Source organism: Stenotrophomonas sp. 57 (assembly GCF_030291075.1).
In the GTDB taxonomy this organism is placed as follows: Bacteria; Pseudomonadota; Gammaproteobacteria; order Xanthomonadales; family Xanthomonadaceae; genus Stenotrophomonas.
Map to the genome: position 1 here is coordinate 1,252,627 of NZ_CP127407.1, position 16,080 is coordinate 1,268,706.

General features: G+C 67.9%; 16 protein-coding genes. 14 read left to right on the forward strand and 2 right to left on the reverse strand.

What is annotated here, in order from left to right:
* Positions 1 to 141 precede the first annotated feature (141 nt).
* The 4 genes from radA to QP512_RS05770 all read left to right on the forward strand — a co-directional run bounded on the left by radA (position 142) and on the right by QP512_RS05770 (position 6,444).
* Complete coding sequence (gene radA, locus QP512_RS05755) at positions 142 to 1,518, forward strand: DNA repair protein RadA (RefSeq protein ID WP_014646395.1); 1,377 nt, start codon at positions 142 to 144, stop codon at positions 1,516 to 1,518.
* A gap of 155 nt (positions 1,519 to 1,673) precedes the next feature.
* The gene (locus QP512_RS05760; RefSeq protein ID WP_286071291.1) at positions 1,674 to 3,530 is read left to right on the forward strand and encodes an ATP-binding protein; all 1,857 of its coding nucleotides are present in this window, start codon (positions 1,674 to 1,676) and stop codon (positions 3,528 to 3,530) included.
* Positions 3,531 to 3,578: 48 nt separating this feature from the next.
* Positions 3,579 to 5,885: a tetratricopeptide repeat protein gene (locus QP512_RS05765; protein ID WP_286071292.1), complete on the forward strand. Its 2,307-nt coding sequence runs from the start codon at positions 3,579 to 3,581 to the stop codon at positions 5,883 to 5,885.
* A gap of 94 nt (positions 5,886 to 5,979) precedes the next feature.
* Positions 5,980 to 6,444, forward strand: a complete 465-nt coding sequence (locus QP512_RS05770) for a hypothetical protein (RefSeq protein WP_286071293.1) — start codon at positions 5,980 to 5,982, stop codon at positions 6,442 to 6,444.
* A gap of 99 nt (positions 6,445 to 6,543) precedes the next feature.
* Here the strand turns inward: QP512_RS05770 and ccsA are convergent, their stop codons facing one another.
* Positions 6,544 to 7,338: a cytochrome c biogenesis protein CcsA gene (gene ccsA, locus QP512_RS05775; RefSeq protein ID WP_286071294.1), complete on the reverse strand. Its 795-nt coding sequence runs from the start codon at positions 7,336 to 7,338 to the stop codon at positions 6,544 to 6,546.
* Positions 7,339 to 7,460: 122 nt separating this feature from the next.
* Here ccsA and ffh point away from each other — a divergent pair, with 122 nt between their 5' ends.
* From ffh to QP512_RS05825, 10 genes are all read left to right on the forward strand, one after another.
* Positions 7,461 to 8,837, forward strand: coding sequence for a signal recognition particle protein (ffh, locus tag QP512_RS05780; protein WP_014036403.1), 1,377 nt, complete (start codon positions 7,461 to 7,463; stop codon positions 8,835 to 8,837).
* 146 nt (positions 8,838 to 8,983) lie between these two features.
* On the forward strand, positions 8,984 to 10,060 hold the full coding sequence (locus QP512_RS05785; protein WP_286071295.1) for a nitronate monooxygenase: 1,077 nt from the start codon (positions 8,984 to 8,986) through the stop codon (positions 10,058 to 10,060).
* On the forward strand, positions 10,057 to 10,869 hold the full coding sequence (locus QP512_RS05790; RefSeq protein WP_286071296.1) for an aminotransferase class IV family protein: 813 nt from the start codon (positions 10,057 to 10,059) through the stop codon (positions 10,867 to 10,869). The genes QP512_RS05785 and QP512_RS05790 overlap by 4 nt, the downstream gene beginning before the upstream one ends.
* A gap of 99 nt (positions 10,870 to 10,968) precedes the next feature.
* The gene (rpsP, locus tag QP512_RS05795; RefSeq protein WP_286071297.1) at positions 10,969 to 11,229 is read left to right on the forward strand and encodes a 30S ribosomal protein S16; all 261 of its coding nucleotides are present in this window, start codon (positions 10,969 to 10,971) and stop codon (positions 11,227 to 11,229) included.
* A 44-nt stretch (positions 11,230 to 11,273) separates the two neighbouring features.
* Positions 11,274 to 11,786, forward strand: coding sequence for a ribosome maturation factor RimM (rimM, locus tag QP512_RS05800; protein ID WP_286071298.1), 513 nt, complete (start codon positions 11,274 to 11,276; stop codon positions 11,784 to 11,786).
* 8 nt (positions 11,787 to 11,794) lie between these two features.
* Complete coding sequence (gene trmD, locus QP512_RS05805) at positions 11,795 to 12,553, forward strand: tRNA (guanosine(37)-N1)-methyltransferase TrmD (protein ID WP_286071299.1); 759 nt, start codon at positions 11,795 to 11,797, stop codon at positions 12,551 to 12,553.
* Between the two features lie 154 nt (positions 12,554 to 12,707).
* The gene (gene rplS / locus QP512_RS05810) at positions 12,708 to 13,109 is read left to right on the forward strand and encodes a 50S ribosomal protein L19 (protein WP_005408597.1); all 402 of its coding nucleotides are present in this window, start codon (positions 12,708 to 12,710) and stop codon (positions 13,107 to 13,109) included.
* An 82-nt stretch (positions 13,110 to 13,191) separates the two neighbouring features.
* The gene (locus QP512_RS05815; RefSeq protein ID WP_286071300.1) at positions 13,192 to 13,572 is read left to right on the forward strand and encodes a DUF6404 family protein; all 381 of its coding nucleotides are present in this window, start codon (positions 13,192 to 13,194) and stop codon (positions 13,570 to 13,572) included.
* An 80-nt stretch (positions 13,573 to 13,652) separates the two neighbouring features.
* Positions 13,653 to 14,087: a DUF1801 domain-containing protein gene (locus tag QP512_RS05820; protein ID WP_286071301.1), complete on the forward strand. Its 435-nt coding sequence runs from the start codon at positions 13,653 to 13,655 to the stop codon at positions 14,085 to 14,087.
* A 38-nt stretch (positions 14,088 to 14,125) separates the two neighbouring features.
* Positions 14,126 to 14,533 (forward strand): DUF1801 domain-containing protein, encoded by a 408-nt coding sequence (locus QP512_RS05825; RefSeq protein ID WP_286071302.1) that lies wholly within the window; start codon positions 14,126 to 14,128, stop codon positions 14,531 to 14,533.
* Positions 14,534 to 14,606: 73 nt separating this feature from the next.
* Here QP512_RS05825 and QP512_RS05830 read toward each other — a convergent pair whose 3' ends face one another.
* The gene (locus tag QP512_RS05830) at positions 14,607 to 16,079 is read right to left on the reverse strand and encodes an MATE family efflux transporter (protein ID WP_286071303.1); all 1,473 of its coding nucleotides are present in this window, start codon (positions 16,077 to 16,079) and stop codon (positions 14,607 to 14,609) included.
* Position 16,080 lies beyond the last annotated feature (1 nt).

The window sequence follows — 16,080 nt, forward strand, 5'->3', positions numbered from 1 at the left end:
CAGTGGGGGAGGAAGGGGCGCCCGCAAGGCGCACGCCCGCGACCCCTATCGGCGCGGGTGGGCAGGACTTGAGCGGTCGCAGCACCTGCGACCCGGCTCGGCTATCCTGCCACGCCTGTTCCCGTTGCTGGAAATCATCCGATGGCAAAAGCCCGCACCGCCTACGTCTGCAATGAATGCGGCGCCGAATTCAGCAAGTGGCAGGGCCAGTGCACCGAGTGCAACGCCTGGAACTCGCTGTCGGAAATCGTGTTGGAGAGCGCGGCGGCGGCCAAGGCGCCGGCGTCGCGCCGGGCCGGCTGGGCCGGCAAGATCGATCCGCCGAAGATCACCGCGCTGAAGGACGTGGAGCAGACCGAGCACCGCCGGGTCAGTACCGGTATCGGTGAGTTTGATCGCGTGCTCGGCGGTGGCCTGGTCGAAGGCGCGGTGGTGCTGGTCGGTGGCGACCCGGGCATCGGCAAGTCCACTCTGCTGCTGCAGGCGGTGGCGAAGATGGCCGCCGAACTACCGGTGTTGTACGTCACCGGCGAAGAGTCGCTGGCGCAGGTGGCCGGCCGCGCGCACCGGCTGGAACTACCACTGGATGGCGTCAACGCGCTGGCCGAGACCGGTGTCGAGTCGATCCTGCAGCACGCCTCCAAGGCCGGCCCGCGGCTGATCGTGGCCGATTCGGTGCAGACCCTGTGGACCGAGAGCCTGACCGCTGCACCGGGTTCGGTCAGCCAGGTGCGCGAGAGCGCGGCGCGCCTGGTGCGCTTTGCCAAGGAGACCGGCACCGCGGTGTTCCTGGTCGGCCATGTGACCAAGGAGGGCGGCATCGCCGGCCCGCGCGTGCTGGAGCACATGGTCGACGCGGTGCTGTATTTCGAAGGCGAGAGCGGCAGCCGCTTCCGCCTGCTGCGCGCTTTCAAGAACCGCTTCGGTGCGGTCAACGAGCTGGGTGTGTTCGCGATGGGCGACAAGGGCCTGAAGGAGGTCTCCAACCCATCGGCGATCTTCCTCTCCGGCGGCAGCACCCATCAGCCGGGCAGCTGCGTGATGGTCACCCGCGAGGGCACCCGTCCGCTGCTGGTGGAGGTGCAGGCGCTGGTGGATGCCTCGCCGCTGTCGAACCCGCGCCGTGTCGCGGTCGGCCTGGAGCAGAACCGCCTGGCCATGCTGCTGGCCGTGCTGCATCGCCACGGCGGTGTGCTGGTCGGCGACCAGGACGTATTCGTCAACGTGGTGGGCGGCATCCGTGTGCAGGAGACCGCCGCCGATCTGCCGGTGCTGCTGGCGGTGCTGTCCTCGCTGCAGGACCGGCCGCTGGCGGAAAAAACGATCGCCTTTGGCGAGGTTGGCCTGTCCGGCGAGATCCGCCCGGTGCCCAATGGCGAAGACCGCCTGCGCGAGGCGGCCACCCACGGCTTCAAGCGCGCCATCGTGCCCAAGGCCAATGCGCCCAAGGGCGGATCGGTGAAAGGCATGGAAGTGATCGCGGTGGAGCGCCTGTCCGAGGCCATCGACGCGGCGTGATGCCTGCCGCGCACCCGCCGGGCATGGCCCGGCGTTGCCTTCGCGCGTGCGGAATGCGGCGGTGTGCACGGCAACGGTCAGCTTCCCTGTGCTAGCTTTCCCGCTCGACGAAGGCGCCCTCTGGCGCCTTTCCGTGCCCAGGAGTAAACGATTACATGCAGGACACCGCGCTCACCGCCCCCAACGCCGAGATCCGTCGTGCCGGGGTCGATCTCAATGGACTGATGACGGTGCTGGGCAAGCATCTGTATTCCACCCCGGTGGTGGCGCTGCGTGAGCTGGTGCAGAACGCGCACGACTCGATCATCCGCCGTCGCATCGAGCAACCCGGGGTCGAGGTGCCGTCGCGCATTTCGGTGCAGGTGGATGCCGTCGCCGGCGTGCTGCGCATCACCGACACCGGTGCCGGCCTGACCCGCCAAGAAATCCACGACTACCTGGCCACCGTCGGCGTCGGCTACACCCGTGGCCTGCGCCAGGGCGGCGAGGACGACGAAGGCCTGATCGGCATGTTCGGCCTCGGCTTCCTGTCCGCCTTCGTACTGGCGCGCAAGGTCAGCGTGCGTACCACCTCGTACCAGACGCCGGATCTGGGGCACCTGTATGTGTCCAGCAACGCCGAGCAGTACACCGTCAGTGAAGTGCCGGCACGCGCGGTCGGTACCGAGGTGGAGCTGGAGCTGCATCCGGACTTCCTGCCGCTGGCCAACGAGGCGCGCCTGCACGAGGTGCTGGGCCGCTACTGCGCGCTGCTGTCCGAACCGATCTTCATCGGTGGTGCGGCCGAGGCGCTCAATCCCGAGCCGCCGCCGTGGCGTAGCCAGGGCGATGTTGCCCTGCATCCGGTGCAGGCGCGGCGCCAGGCGCTGCAGTTCGCCGCGCGCTTCGAGCATGATTTCGAGCCGATCGTCACCGTGCCGCTGCGTGCCGATGGCAACAGTGATGCCACCGGCCTGCTGTGGGTGCAGGACGGGGCGACCTATGGCACCAGCGACAACCGCAACCTGTCGGTGTTCGTGCGTGGCATGCTGCTGGACGATGACGCCCGCGACCTGTTGCCGCCCTGGGCGGGATTCATTGGCGGGGTGATCGAATCCTCGCGGCTGACGCCCACCGCCAGCCGCGAGGACCTGCAGCGCGACGACCAGTACCGCGCCGTGCAGCACGCACTGCTGGAAGCGCTGATCGACGGCCTGGCCGACGTCGCGCGGCAGCAGCCGGAGGCGTGGCGACGCGTTCTCACGCGGCACAATGAGGCCTTGCTCGGCGCAGCGCTGTGCGATGACCGCCTGTTCGACCTGCTGCTGGAACACGTGCGCGTGCCGACCTCACAGGGTGACCTGCCGGCCAGCGCGTTGCCGGCGCGCGGCGCCGTGCATGTGATCCTCGACAATGGCGGCGGCTTCGAGGAAATGCTGTTCCGTGCGATGGGCGTGCCGGTGGCGCACGGCCATCGCTATGCGGTGGTGCCGTTCCTGCGCCGCTGGGCCCAGGCCAAGGGCCTGCGCCTGGTTGAACTGGGCACCGAGCAGGGCAACCGTGCGTTGTTCCGCAGCGACGACAGCCTCGACGAGACGCAGCTGGCATGGCTGCACGAGCAGCTCGGTGACGGCGAACAGCTGTTGCCGGCACGCTTCAGCCCGGAGGCGCTGCCGGTGGTGGTGGTGCCCGACCGTGAGGCCGAACTGAAGCAGCGCCTGGAAGACGACGAGAACGACAAGCGCGTTTCAATGGCGGCGCTGCGCCTGGCCCGGCAGTTCACCGCGCGCATCGAATCGCGCGCGCCGTCGCGGCTGTACCTCAACCTCGACAATCCGGCCGTGCAGGCACTGTTGCGTGCCCAGCGGGACGGCCACCCGCAGGCCGAAGCCGCAGCACGCCTGCTGCGTTCGCTGAAGATCATCGTCGCCGCGCAGGGCCGTCCGCTGGCCCGTGCGACTGCCACGTCCGGCCCGGACCTCAACGGTGCCTTTACCGATATCGCCGGTGCCCTGCAGCAGATGCTGCGCTGAGCACCGCCCCCTCTCATCCAGCCTTCGCTAGACAGGAGCACTTACCCCATGGACATCTGGAACTGGGTCGAAAAACTGCAGGGTGACCTGCGCCAGGCAGGCCAGGCGCAGAACGCGCACCTGCTCAACCGGCTCGCCGACGAGGTGAGCGAACTGCGCGTCGACCGCGTCGATGCACTGCTGCCCGAAGCACGTGCGCTGGGCAAGGCGCTGGACAATCCGTGGGTCGACGTCTACGTCGGCCACTGGGCGCTGCGCAACCGCGTCGGCAACCGCGTTGAAGGCGAGAGTGCGCTGGGCGAGGCGGTCGCGCTGTTCGAGCGTGCGCACCGCGAAGACACCCTGGAATGCCCGCAGTCGATCTGCGTGACCCAGGATCTGGCCGCCTGCTACGGCAACATCGATGGCCCGGGCTGGGTGCCCGAGCGCGTCGAGGTATGCGACGAAACCCTTGGCCGCATCGATCCGAGCTGGGCCTGTTTCCAGTGCCTGAGCTGCGAGAAGGCCGATGCCCTGCTCGATGATGGCCGTGGCCAGGAGGCGCTGGACTATCTGCAGGTGCAGGCCGATGCCGTGGAAGCCTGTGGCAAGGAAGTGTTCGACAGCTTCCCCGAGATGCAGATCAAGATCCTGCTTGGCATGGGCCGTGCCGAAGAAGCGTTGGCGCTGATCGAGAAGCGCGAAGCCGAAGTGGCAGCCTCCGGGGAGTACGAACCGGCCAACTGCACGGTGCCGCGTCGCTTGTCCAAGGCCTGGGCGCTGGCCCAGCTGGGCCGCGACGAAGAGGCGCTGCAGCAGCTGGTGCCGTGGAGCGAGCTGACCCCGAACTACTGGCGGCTGTGGGCAAACACCGCCGCTGCGTTGTGCCAGCGCGCCCCTGAACGCAATACCTGGGATCTGGGCACGCGCTTCAACACCATCATCGAGCACTTCGCACGGGTAGGTTCGCACCGCCTGCTGATCGAGGTGGCGGCACTGAGCCTGGAGCTGGCGCTGCAGCGTGGCGCGCGCTGGGTCGCACTGCGGCAGCTGGAACTGGCCCGCACCCATCTGATGCAGCTGCGCCAGGATCGGGGTGCTGCGGCGCTGGTGGCAGGCCTGGCCGCGCGCATCGACGCGTTGCCGGACGTCGCGCCACTGCCGGTGCCGGCGGGCGAGCTGCTGGCATGGCTGGACGCGCAGGGCGAGCAGAACCAGTCGCGCGATCCCGAGCGCGAAGCGCAGTGGTTGCTGCAGGCGCATGCCGAGCTGCCCGATGACGAGGCGCTGGCCGACATGGCCGCCTCGGCACTGAATGCCTGCGGCGCGCAGGCCGAGGCGCGGTCGCTGCTGTGGCGATTCGTGCGCGGCCATACGCAGCACGATGGCCCGGCCGCCTACACGCTGATGCGCTGGCTGGCCGAACAGGGCGACGACGACGGACTGCGCCAGCTGGCCGATCTCTATCGCGGCAGCGTGCCGGTGTTCGCCCACTGGTGCGAGGTGCAGCGTGCACGCCGCGTGTCCGACTGGCCGGCGCTGGAGCAGGCGGCCCGATCGCTTCTGGAGCTGTCTCCGGGCTCGCACGGCGCGCGCGGCACGCTGGCGCGCATGTACATGGAAACCGGCCGCTTCAGCGAGGCACAGGCCTGCTATGCGCAGCTGGTGGAGCTGCTGGAGGAACCCAACGCCGCGCATTGGGACCACATGAGTGCCGCCAGCGCGGCGCGTGACTGGGACGCGGTGCGCCGTTCGGCGGCAGCGATCGGCATGGAATTGTCCAGCCAGGACGGCGTGGTCGAAGAGCCGTGGGGATGGGTGATCATCCGCAGCGAAGAGAACGGCGAACCGATGGAGTACTACGCCCGTCGCAGCGGTCCGGTGACCGCGCGCATCGTCGAGAACGCGCCGTCCAACCGCGCCCAGCAGGTGGGTGACTGGGTGGTGTTCGATGCGGCGCTGGTGCATCCGGCCCCGGAGGAAGAAGAGGCGCGCGAGCATTTCATCCCGACTTATGCGCAGGTGCATGTCCTGGAGCGCGGCGGCTTCGCCCGCAGCTGGATGATCGATGGCGCGCACCCGGGCGAAGAGGCCTGGAATGCCTTCGTCGAGGCGGCCGAAGCACAGGGGTGGAAGGTGTGGTCACACAGCCGGCCGGACTACACCGTCACCGACCCCGATGTGGAAGAGGGTACGCTGCCCGGCCTGCTGTTCACCGTGGCCCAGCCGCAGGACCATGCGCCGCTGGCGCTGCACCGTTTCCTGCAGCAGCACACCGCAGCGTGGCCGCATCCGCATTGCTGGCTGCGCCTGGCAGAAGCCTGCGACCAGGATCGCCAGCCGCACCTGGACGTGATCGAGCGTTACGGGCTGTAAGTAGAGCCGAGCCTGCGCTCGGCTTATGCTGGAACGCAGCCGAGCATGGGCTCGGCTCTACAACAGATCGCCATCACGACCAAAGGAATTGGACATGCGAAAGACAGGGATGTTGCTGATTGCCGGCCTGCTGTTGGCGCCAGCCGCACAGGCCGCGCCCGCCTGCCAGGAACCAGAGGCGGTGGCCCGTGCCTTCTACGAGGCAACGACGGGCAACGGTGATCTGCTGGAGCCGCCGCCGGCGCTGGTCAGCCCTGCCTTCGGCAAGGCACTGCGTGGAGAGCGCGCCTGCCAGCAGCGCGAAGAGGGCATCTGCACAATCGATTCGGATCCGTGGCTGGATGCGCAGGACGGTGACATCGAAACCCCGGTGCGCTACAGCTGGAAGGAAGCTTCGGCCTCCGCCGGCCAGGTCGAGATGCGCTATTCGGTGTGGAAGAAGGCCTACCTGACCCGCCTGCCAATGGTGCGCCACGGGCAGGGGTGCTGGCAGGTTGATGACATCGTCACCAACAGTGGTCGTTCGGTGCGGAAGATCCTGGCCCAGCCGCTGCCTTGATCGCGTACGGCATCCACGCATGATGCGTTCCCGTTGCCGGCCAGCGGCCCGCACTACCAGGTGATGTTGGGCGGGTGCCGACCGTCGGTCGGCACGCCTTCATCGCGAATGCCCGAACACCAGTTCGATCACGAACTGGCTGCCGAAGAAGGCCAGCAGCAGCAACAGCATCGCCGACAGCGTCCAGTGCACCGCCTTCACCCCGCGCCAGCCGTAGCGACGGCGGCCGACCAGCAGCACGCCGAACACGAGCCACGACAGCACGCTCAGTACGGTCTTGTGCACCAGCTTCTGCGCCAGCAGGTCGTCGACGAACAGCACCCCGGTGACCAGGGTGAGGGTCAGCAGCGCGAAGCCGACGGTGATGACCCGGAACAGCAGCGATTCCAGGTCGGCCAGCGGCGGCAGTGCGCGCAGCCACGGGCGGAACTCACGACGGCGCAATGCACGCTCCTGCAGCCACAGCATGATCGCCAGCAGCGCGGCGATGCTCAGCGTCGCGTAGGCCAGCAGCGCCAGCCAGGCATGAGTGGCCAGGCGCCAGCCCAGCACCTTGCTCGGTTCGTGGCCGTAGCCGTGGTAGGCCAGCAGCAGTACCGCGGCCAGCGGAAACACCACCACGCCCAGCGCCGACATCCGCCCGCGCGCACCGACCAGCGAAGTCAGCCAGGCCATGCCCAGGCCGACCAGCGACAGCGCGGCGAAGAAGTGCATGTCCGGCCCGCCGTTGGTGCGCATCGCCACCATCACGTGGTAGCCGCCATGCAGCACCATCGCCGGCAGGGCCGGCCACAGCCAGGCAGGCGCACCAGCGGTCCCATCGCGGCCGAGCGCGCGCACCAGCAGGGCGCTGGCAGCCAGGTACAGCAGGACGGCGATGAGAACGATTGTCATCGTTGCAGTTTCGCATACCCCTGCGGTGGTGGCGACGGCCGCAGCGCCGCAGCCCGGGGACAGGGGCGGACCCGTTATACTGTCTGCCTTATTGTCCCCCGCTTTCAGACAGGTTGCGCCGCATGTTCGAGTCCCTGACCCAGCGCCTTTCCGGCACCATCGAGCGCCTGCGTGGCCGTGGCCGCCTGACCGAAGAGAACATCCGCGAGGCGACCCGCGAGGTCCGCATCGCGCTGCTCGAAGCCGACGTGGCGCTGCCGGTGGTGCAGGCGCTGATCGAGCGCATCAAGGTGCGCGCGGTCGGCCAGGAAGTGCTGAAGTCGCTGACCCCGGGCCAGGCCCTGATCAAGGTCGTGCGCGACGAGCTGACCGCGGTGATGGGTGCTGAAGCCAGCGACCTGAACCTGAATGTTCCGGCCCCGGCCATCATCCTGATGGCAGGCCTGCAGGGTGCCGGCAAGACCACCACGGTGGGCAAGCTGGCCAAGCACCTGAAGGAAAAGCGCAAGAAAAAGGTGATGGTGGTCTCGGCCGACGTGTACCGTCCTGCCGCGATCGAGCAGCTGAAGACCCTGGCCGAGCAGGTCGGCGTGCTGTTCTTCCCGTCCAGCGCCGACCAGAAGCCGGAGGCCATCGTCCGCGCCGCCATCGACGATGCACGCAAGTCGTTCGTCGACGTGCTGCTGGTCGATACCGCCGGCCGCCTGGCCATCGACGAAGCGATGATGGCCGAGATCAAGGCCCTGCACGCGGCGGTGAACCCGGCCGAAACCCTGTTCGTGGTCGACGCCATGACCGGCCAGGACGCGGCCAACACCGCCAAGGCCTTCGGCGATGCCCTGCCGCTGACCGGCGTGGTGCTGACCAAGACCGACGGTGACGCCCGTGGCGGTGCCGCGCTGAGCGTGCGCTACATCACCGGCAAGCCAATCAAGTTTGTCGGTGTCAGCGAAAAGCCGGAAGGCCTGGATGTGTTCCATCCGGACCGTATCGCCAGCCGCATCCTCGACATGGGCGACGTGCTGTCGCTGGTCGAGCAGGTCGAGCAGCAGGTCGACAAGGACAAGGCCGCCAAGCTGGCCGAGAAGGTCGCCAAGGGCAAGAAGTTCGACCTGAACGACATGCGTGACCAGCTTGAGCAGATGCAGAACATGGGCGGCATCGGCGGCCTGATGGACAAGCTGCCGGGCCTGGGCAACATCCCCGACCACCTGAAGCAGCAGGTCAGCCAGGGCAAGGAAGTGCCGCGCATGATCGCCATCATCGGCTCGATGACCAAGAAGGAACGGCGCAACCCGAACCTGCTCAACGGCTCGCGCCGCGCGCGCATCGCCAAGGGCTCGGGCGTGACCCCGGCCGACGTCAACAAGCTGATGAAGCAGTACATGCAGATGGAAAAAATGATGAGCAAGATGGCCGGCGGCGGCATGAAGGGCATGTTGCGCAGCATGAAGGGCATGATGGGCGCCATGGGCGGCCGTGGCATGCCGTTCCGTTGATGACGGCCCCGGTCGCAGTGTGATGCAGCGCCCGAGCCCACGCTCGGGCGGCGGCGCAAGCGCCGCAGCAGGCGGTCGGGCAACGGGCTCGACGCCACCCCCGTCCTGCGCGCACCATGGGGGCCTGTCAGAAACGATGGGCCGTCATGCAGAGTTCCGCCGTAGCTTCCCGCGTCGAGGCGTTCTGCCGGCGCTTTGGCGTTTCCGTTCCAATCCTGCTGGCCCCGATGGCCGGTGCCTGCCCGGTGCCGTTGTCGGCTGCGCTGGCCAACGCCGGCAGCATGGGGGCGATGGGCGCGGTGCTGTCGTCATCGGCGGATATCGGTCGTTGGATGGACGATTTCCGCGCCGCTTCGACCGGCCCGGCGCAGGTGAACCTGTGGGTGCCGGATCCGGCACCGACCCGTGATGTCGCCGCCGAAGCTGCCAGCCGCGCATTCCTCGCGCAATGGGGCCCGGACGTGCCCGCCAGTGCCGCCGATGCCACGCCGGTCGATTTCGACGAACAGTTCGCTGCCTTGCTGGCCGCGCACCCGGCGGTGGCCTCGACCATCATGGGCGTGCTGTCGCCGCGCCACGTGCAGCACTTGAAGGACGCCGGCATCGCCTGGATCGCCTGCGCGACCACGCTGGCCGAAGCGCGCGCCGCGCAGGACGCCGGCGCCGACGCGGTGGTGGCGCAGGGCGCCGAAGCCGGTGGTCATCGCGGTGCGTTCGACCCGAGCCTGGCCGAGCGCCAGCTGGTGGGTCTGTTCGCGCTGCTGCCGCGTTTGGCCGATCACCTGCAGATTCCGGTGATCGCCGCCGGTGGCATCGCCGATGGCCGCGGCATCGCTGCAGCGCTTACGTTGGGGGCCAGTGCCGTGCAGATCGGTACGGCCTTCCTGCGCACGCCCGAAGCAGCGATCGCCTCGGCATGGGCCGACGGGCTGGCCGCCAGCGAACCGGAAGACACCTGGCCGACCCGCGCCTTCAGTGGTCGGCTGGGGCGTGGCCTGGCCACGCCGTATGTGCGCGCCGCTGCCGCGGAGGGTGCCCCGGCGCCACGTCCGTACCCGGTGCAGCGTGCCCTGACCGCGCCGATGCGCAGGCAGGCGGCGCAGGAAAACCGCCTGGCGGCGATGCAGGCCTGGGCCGGGCAGTCGGCGTGGATGGCGCCGGCAGCACCCGCCGCCGACGTGCTGCGCGACATGTGGCAACAGGCGCAGGCACTGCTGCGATGACGCTGACCTGCAACGGCCAGCCGGCGCAGGTGGAGGATGTGTTGCCCGCGCTGGTGAATTACGGCCATTTCACCTCGTTGCAGGTGCGTAACCACGCCGTGCAGGGCCTGGACCTGCATCTGGCGCGGCTGTCGCAGGCCACGCGCGAGCTGTTCGGCAGCGCACTGGATACGGCGCAGGTGCGGGGTTGGATGGCGCAGGCACTGCAGCAGGCCCGGCAGGCCGATGCCTCGCTGCGGGTGACGGTGTACTCGCGCCACTTCGATTTCCGCAATCCGCTGGCGGCGGTGCCGGTGGACGTGCTGGTGGCGGTGTCCGCGCCGGTGACGCTGACGGCGGCCAAGCGTGTACGCAGCGTGGTCTGGCAGCGTGAATTGCCGCAGATCAAGCACGTGGGCACGTTCGGCCTGTTTGCCGAGCGACGTGCGGCGATGGCGGAAGGATTCGACGATGTGCTGTTCGTGACCGCCGATGGCGACGTGAGCGAGGGCAGCACCTGGAATCTGGCCGTGCATGATGGTGAACGGCTGCTCTGGCCGCAGGCGCCGGCGCTGCGCGGGATCGCCGAGACGCTGCTGAAGCAGCATTGGCCCGGCGCGCAGTTGACGCAGCCGCTGCGGCTGGCCGGTCTGGCCGGCGTGAAGGCGGCTTTTGCCTGCAATGCCAGCGGCCTGTGGGCGCTGGAGGCCATTGACGGGCATGTCCTGCCCGGCTCGCAGGCCTTGGCTGAACAGGCAAGGGCGGTGCTGGCGGCGGTGTGTTGGGACAGATTCGGGTCAGATCCCTTCTGCGCCGCAAAAGGGACCTGACCCCGGAAGTTCACCCCCGGGGTTGGCTCGGCCGGGCTCTGCCGCTATAATCGCCCGCTTACCTCGCCATCCTGGCGACTGGGCAATAGGAAAAACACCATGGTCAAGATTCGACTGACCCGCGGCGGCGCCAAGAAGCGTCCGTTCTACCACATCATCGTCACCGACGTGCGCAGCGCGCGCGACGGCCGCAACATCGAGCGCGTTGGTTTCTACAACCCGGTCGCCCAGGGCGGCGAGAAGCGCATCGAGCTGGACCTGGCCCGCGTTGACCATTGGGTCAAGAACGGCGCCCAGCCGACCGACAAGGTCCGCAACCTGATCAAGGAAGCGGCCAAGTCCCAGGCCGCTGCGGCCTGATCCTGACGGGCCACGCTTCGGCGTGGCCCTCCTGGTTGAAGCAGATGAAAGATATCGAGCGCCGCATCCTGCTGGGCAGGGTTGTCGGCGCTTTTGGTGTGCGCGGCGAGATCAAGCTCGAGTCCTGGACCGAGCCACGTTCCGCCATTTTCCGTTACCAGCCGTGGATCGTGCGCAGCCCGTCAGGCGTGGAAACCACGATTGAAGGTGTGCGTGGCCGCGACAGCGGCAAGCACCTGGTCGCCCGTTTCCCCGGCGTCGAGGACCGTAATGCGGTCGAAGCGATGCGCGGCACCGAGATCTACGTGGCCCGCAGTGCCTTGCCGCCGCCGAAGCCCGATGAGTATTACTGGGTGGACCTGGAAGGCCTGGATGTGAAGACCACCGAGGGCGTTGCCCTGGGCCAGGTCTCACACCTGTTCAGCACCGGCGCCAATGACGTGGTGGTGGTCCGGGGTGACCGTGAGCGGATGATTCCGTTCGTGCAGCCGGACTTCGTCAAATCGGTCGACTTCGAGGCCAACCTGGTCGTGGTCGACTGGGATCCCGAGTTCTGAGTGTGAGCATGCGTTTCGACGTCATCACCCTGTTTCCCGAGTTCCTCGCCCAGTCCGCTGGATTGGGCGTGGTCGGGCGCGCGCAGGAGAAGGGGTTGTTCAGCCTGCATGGCTGGAACCCCCGTGATTACGCCGAAGGCAACTACCGCCGGGTGGACGACCGTCCGTTCGGCGGTGGCCCGGGCATGGTGATGCTGATCGAGCCGCTGCAGGCCTGCCTGCAGGCGATCCGCGATGCTGATCCGACCCCGGCGCGGGTGATTTACCTCAGCCCACAGGGTGCGCCGTTGACCCAGGCCAAGGTGCGGGAACTGGCGGCATTGCCGCGCCTGGTCCTGCTCTGCGGCCGTTATGAAGGCATCGACGAGCGTTTCCTGGAGGCCAACGTCGACGAGGAGATTTCCCTCGGCGACTACGTGCTGTCCGGCGGCGAACTGGGTGCGGCGGTGATCATCGACGCCGTGGCCCGGCTGCAGGACGGTGCCCTGAATGACGCTGAATCGGCGGCGCAGGACAGCTTCGAGGGTGACCTTGGCCTGCTCGACTGCCCGCATTACAGCCAGCCGGCCCAGCATCCGCTGGGTGATGTGCCGGATGTGCTGCGCTCGGGCAACCACGCGGCCATCGCTGCCTGGCGCCGTCAGCAGTCGCTGGTCCGTACCGCCGAGAGGCGCCCGGACCTGCTGGATGAACAGGCGCTGGGCAAGGCCGACCGCAAACTGCTGGAACAGGGCCGCCAGGCCCGGAAACAGAAGGCCAACCCCTAGCGCAGGGCTGGCTTTATCGGCTATCATGACCAATTACCGCCAGCCACGGCCGGCGCGCGCAATACCCACAACAAACGTGCAGCACAGTCCGGTGACTGCATGAGCCTACGTTGTCGACACGACACGCCCACCCGAACAAGAATCGGTGTAACCCATGAGCAAGCTGAACAAGTCCATCGTCGCGGAATTCGAATCCGCCCAGATCACCCGTGAACTGCCGAAGTTCAGCCAGGGCGACACCGTTGTCGTCAACGTGAAGGTGAAGGAAGGCAGCCGCGAGCGCGTGCAGGCCTACGAAGGCGTCGTCATCGCCACCAAGAACGCCGGCCTGAACTCCTCGTTCACCGTCCGCAAGATCTCGCACGGCTACGGCGTCGAGCGCGTTTTCCAGACCCACAGCGCCATCATCGACTCGGTCGAAGTGAAGCGTCGTGGTAAGGTCCGCGCCGGCAAGCTGTACTACCTGCGTGGCCTGGAAGGCAAGGCTGCCCGCATCAAGGAAGACCTGGCTGCCGCGGCTGCCGCCAAGGCTGCCCGTCTGGCCGAAAAGGCCTGATAAACAACTTCGGTTGTTGCCGCGACGGCCACCTTCGGGTGGCCGTTTGCGTTTCCGGCATCGCATCGGCCACGATCAGCGGATGAACGACGTCAACCCGCGCTATCCGGTTGCGATCCAGTCGGCGCTGCGCTTTCTCGACGGCAGGGGGCTGGCGCGCGTGCAGTCGGCGCCGCTGCTGCACCGCCTGCTGTGGCGCCTGGGCATTGCCCTGCCGCCACCGATCCTCGCCGGCTTCGGCATCAATGCGCTGGTGCAGGGCCTGCTGTTCGGCCTGTTCTGGGCCGCGCTGATGTGGCTGATGCTGTGGCAGGGCAGCGAACGCCCGCTGGCGTTGCTGCTGGTGGCCGGGCTGTTGGCCGGTGCGCTGTTCGGCGTGGTGATGGCGGCGCTGATGCGCTCGCTGCGTCGACACCGCAAGCTGCCGGAGTGGCGCCAGTTCCGCGCGGGGCAGGCGGACTGAACCGATGGCGCACCGCGCCGTGACCGACAGGCGCGCGTCGCGCTAGGCTGCCGGCATCATCCCGATGGAGGTGCTGTGCGATGCCTGCCAAGCGAACCGCACCCTCCGCCGCACCCACGCTGCTGTCCGGCGGCAACCCGCAGATCGCCAAGGGCGAGGGCAATGCCCCGGTGCAGGCGTACATTGCCGCCATGCCTGGCTGGAAACGTCCGATCGGCGAACAGCTGGATGCGTTGGTCGAACAGGCCGTCCCGGGCGTGCACAAGGCCGTGAAGTGGAATTCGCCGATGTACGCGGTGGCCCCGGGCGAAGGCTGGTTCCTCAGCGTCCATTGCTTCACCGGCTACATCAAGGTGGCGTTCTTTCGAGGCGCCGCACTGACGCCGGTGCCGCCGGAGCCGTCCAGAAGTGCCGATGCGCGTTACCTGCACATCGAGCAGGATGGCGTGCGGGATGAGGCACAGTTCCTCGACTGGGTGCGCCAGGCGGCTGCATTGCCTGGCGAACGCATGTAAGTCCACCGTTACGATCTCCTTGCCGACGAGAACCGCTGATGGCTCCCCATTCGCCTGATCCCGCCGACGCGGGCACTCCTGCCTCCACCCTGATCGACGCCCGCATCGCCGAGCTGGGCGACTGGCGCGGCGAAACCCTGGCCCGCGTGCGTGCATTGATCCATGAGGCGTTGCCTGACGTGCAGGAAACCTGGAAGTGGCGTGGCACGCCGGTGTGGGAGCACAACGGCATCCTGTGCACCGGCGAGACCTACAGGCAGGCGGTGAAGCTCACCTTCGCCAACGGTGCGGCGCTGGCCGATCCGAAGGGCCTGTTCAACGCCAGCCTGGACGGCAACACGCGGCGTGCGATCGACATCCATGAAGGTGCGATGCCCAATGCCGCGGCGTTGAAGGCGTTGTTGCGGGAAGCCGCGAAGTTCAACGCCGCAAAGAAGAAACGCTGACCGCTTCCTGTAGCGCCGAGCCCACGCTCGGCTGGGAGGCTATGCCTGTGCGGGCCAACGGTTCGCACCCACCTCATCGCGGCGGAGTGACATCCAGCGCCGCATCCGGATCGGCCACCGGTGATGGCGGGCAGGCCGGAATCTCCGACGGCGTGGCCAGTTCCTCGGCGTGCGAGGGCTTGCCGATCATCTTCGCCTTGCGCCAGCCGCCCCAGCGGTAATACGCCAGCGACAGCAGCATCGACACGAACGAGCTGACCGGGAAGCTCCACCAGATCGCATTGGCGCCCCAGTACGGCTGCAGCAGTTCGGCAAACGGCACGCGCACGCCCCACAGCGAGCCGGCCAGGATCAGCAGCGGCGGGATCACCGCGCCGGTGGAGCGCACCACGCCGGAGATGACGAAGCTGACACCGAAGAACAGGAACGAGCCGATCACCACGTGATTGAGGTGGCGGGCGATATCCAGCGCCTGGCTGGCCGGTGGCAGGAACAGGGCCAGCAGCTGCCGGTCGAACACCACCAGTGGCAGGATCAGTGCGCCGGTCAGCAGGAAGTTGAACAGCACGCCCTGGCGCGCGGTGCCGCGCACACGATCCCAGCGCTGCGCACCGACGTTCTGCGCGGCCATTGACGAACACGCTGCACCGATCGCCATCGCCGGCATCTGCAGGTAATTCCACAGCTGCAGCGCGGCGCCATAACCGGCGCCGGTATCGGTGCCGTACTGGTTGACCATGGTCATCAGCAGGATCACCGACAGCGAGATCAGTACCATCTGCAGGCCCATCGGCACGCCCTTGAGCACCAGTGCCTTCAGGATGGTCAGGTCGAGCTTGAACAGGCGCATGTCGGCGCGGCCCAGCCACAGCGTGTGGCGCTTGTGCCGCATGTACAGCAGCAGGCCGGCCAGCGAGAGCGTCTGCGCCACCAGGGTGGCCCAGGCCGAACCGGCGATACCCAGCGCGGGGAACGGCCCCATACCGAAGATCAGCACCGGGTTCAGCACGATGTCCAGCGCCACCGACACCAGCAGGAAGCGGAACGGCGTGCGCGAATCGCCCGCACCGCGCAGCGCGGCGGTGAGGAAGGCGAACGCATACAGCGTGGGCATCGCCAGGAAGATGATCCGCAGGTAGGCCTCGGCCAGCGGCAGCGAGGCGGCCGGGGTGCCCATCGCCGCCAGCAGCGGGTGCGCCGTGAACCAACCGGCGATGGCGATGATCACCGACAGGCCGATGAAGAAGGTGGCGCTGGTGCCGACCACGCGCCGCGCCTGCGCGATGTCGCGTGCGCCGATGGCCTGGCCGATCAGGATGGTCGAGGCCATGCCGAAGCCGAACACCGAGCCGATCAGGAAGAACATGATGTTGTTGGCATTCGCGGTGGCGGTCAGTGCCGCCTCGCCGAGGAAGCGTCCGACCCAGACCGCATTCACCGACCCGTTCAGCGACTGCGCGATGTTGCCTGCCAGGATCGGCAGCGAAAACAACAGGAGGTTGCGGCCGATCGGGCCGGAGGTCAGGTCAAGCGGCGCTTTGGCCATG

Bases quoted from the DNA above. Each gene is read 5' to 3' on its own strand.
- QP512_RS05820 (WP_286071301.1), top strand. From the start codon at position 13,653: ATGCCTGCCAAGCGAACCGCACCCTCCGCCGCACCCACGCTGCTGTCC.
- QP512_RS05815 (WP_286071300.1), top strand. From the start codon at position 13,192: ATGAACGACGTCAACCCGCGCTATCCGGTTGCGATCCAGTCGGCGCTG.
- rpsP (WP_286071297.1), top strand. From the start codon at position 10,969: ATGGTCAAGATTCGACTGACCCGCGGCGGCGCCAAGAAGCGTCCGTTC.
- ccsA (WP_286071294.1), bottom strand. From the start codon at position 7,338: ATGACAATCGTTCTCATCGCCGTCCTGCTGTACCTGGCTGCCAGCGCC.
- radA (WP_014646395.1), top strand. From the start codon at position 142: ATGGCAAAAGCCCGCACCGCCTACGTCTGCAATGAATGCGGCGCCGAA.
- ffh (WP_014036403.1), top strand. From the start codon at position 7,461: ATGTTCGAGTCCCTGACCCAGCGCCTTTCCGGCACCATCGAGCGCCTG.
- trmD (WP_286071299.1), top strand. From the start codon at position 11,795: ATGCGTTTCGACGTCATCACCCTGTTTCCCGAGTTCCTCGCCCAGTCC.
- QP512_RS05825 (WP_286071302.1), top strand. From the start codon at position 14,126: ATGGCTCCCCATTCGCCTGATCCCGCCGACGCGGGCACTCCTGCCTCC.
- QP512_RS05770 (WP_286071293.1), top strand. From the start codon at position 5,980: ATGCGAAAGACAGGGATGTTGCTGATTGCCGGCCTGCTGTTGGCGCCA.
- QP512_RS05790 (WP_286071296.1), top strand. From the start codon at position 10,057: ATGACGCTGACCTGCAACGGCCAGCCGGCGCAGGTGGAGGATGTGTTG.
- rimM (WP_286071298.1), top strand. From the start codon at position 11,274: ATGAAAGATATCGAGCGCCGCATCCTGCTGGGCAGGGTTGTCGGCGCT.
- QP512_RS05785 (WP_286071295.1), top strand. From the start codon at position 8,984: ATGCAGAGTTCCGCCGTAGCTTCCCGCGTCGAGGCGTTCTGCCGGCGC.
- QP512_RS05760 (WP_286071291.1), top strand. From the start codon at position 1,674: ATGCAGGACACCGCGCTCACCGCCCCCAACGCCGAGATCCGTCGTGCC.
- QP512_RS05830 (WP_286071303.1), bottom strand. From the start codon at position 16,079: ATGGCCAAAGCGCCGCTTGACCTGACCTCCGGCCCGATCGGCCGCAAC.
- rplS (WP_005408597.1), top strand. From the start codon at position 12,708: ATGAGCAAGCTGAACAAGTCCATCGTCGCGGAATTCGAATCCGCCCAG.
- QP512_RS05765 (WP_286071292.1), top strand. From the start codon at position 3,579: ATGGACATCTGGAACTGGGTCGAAAAACTGCAGGGTGACCTGCGCCAG.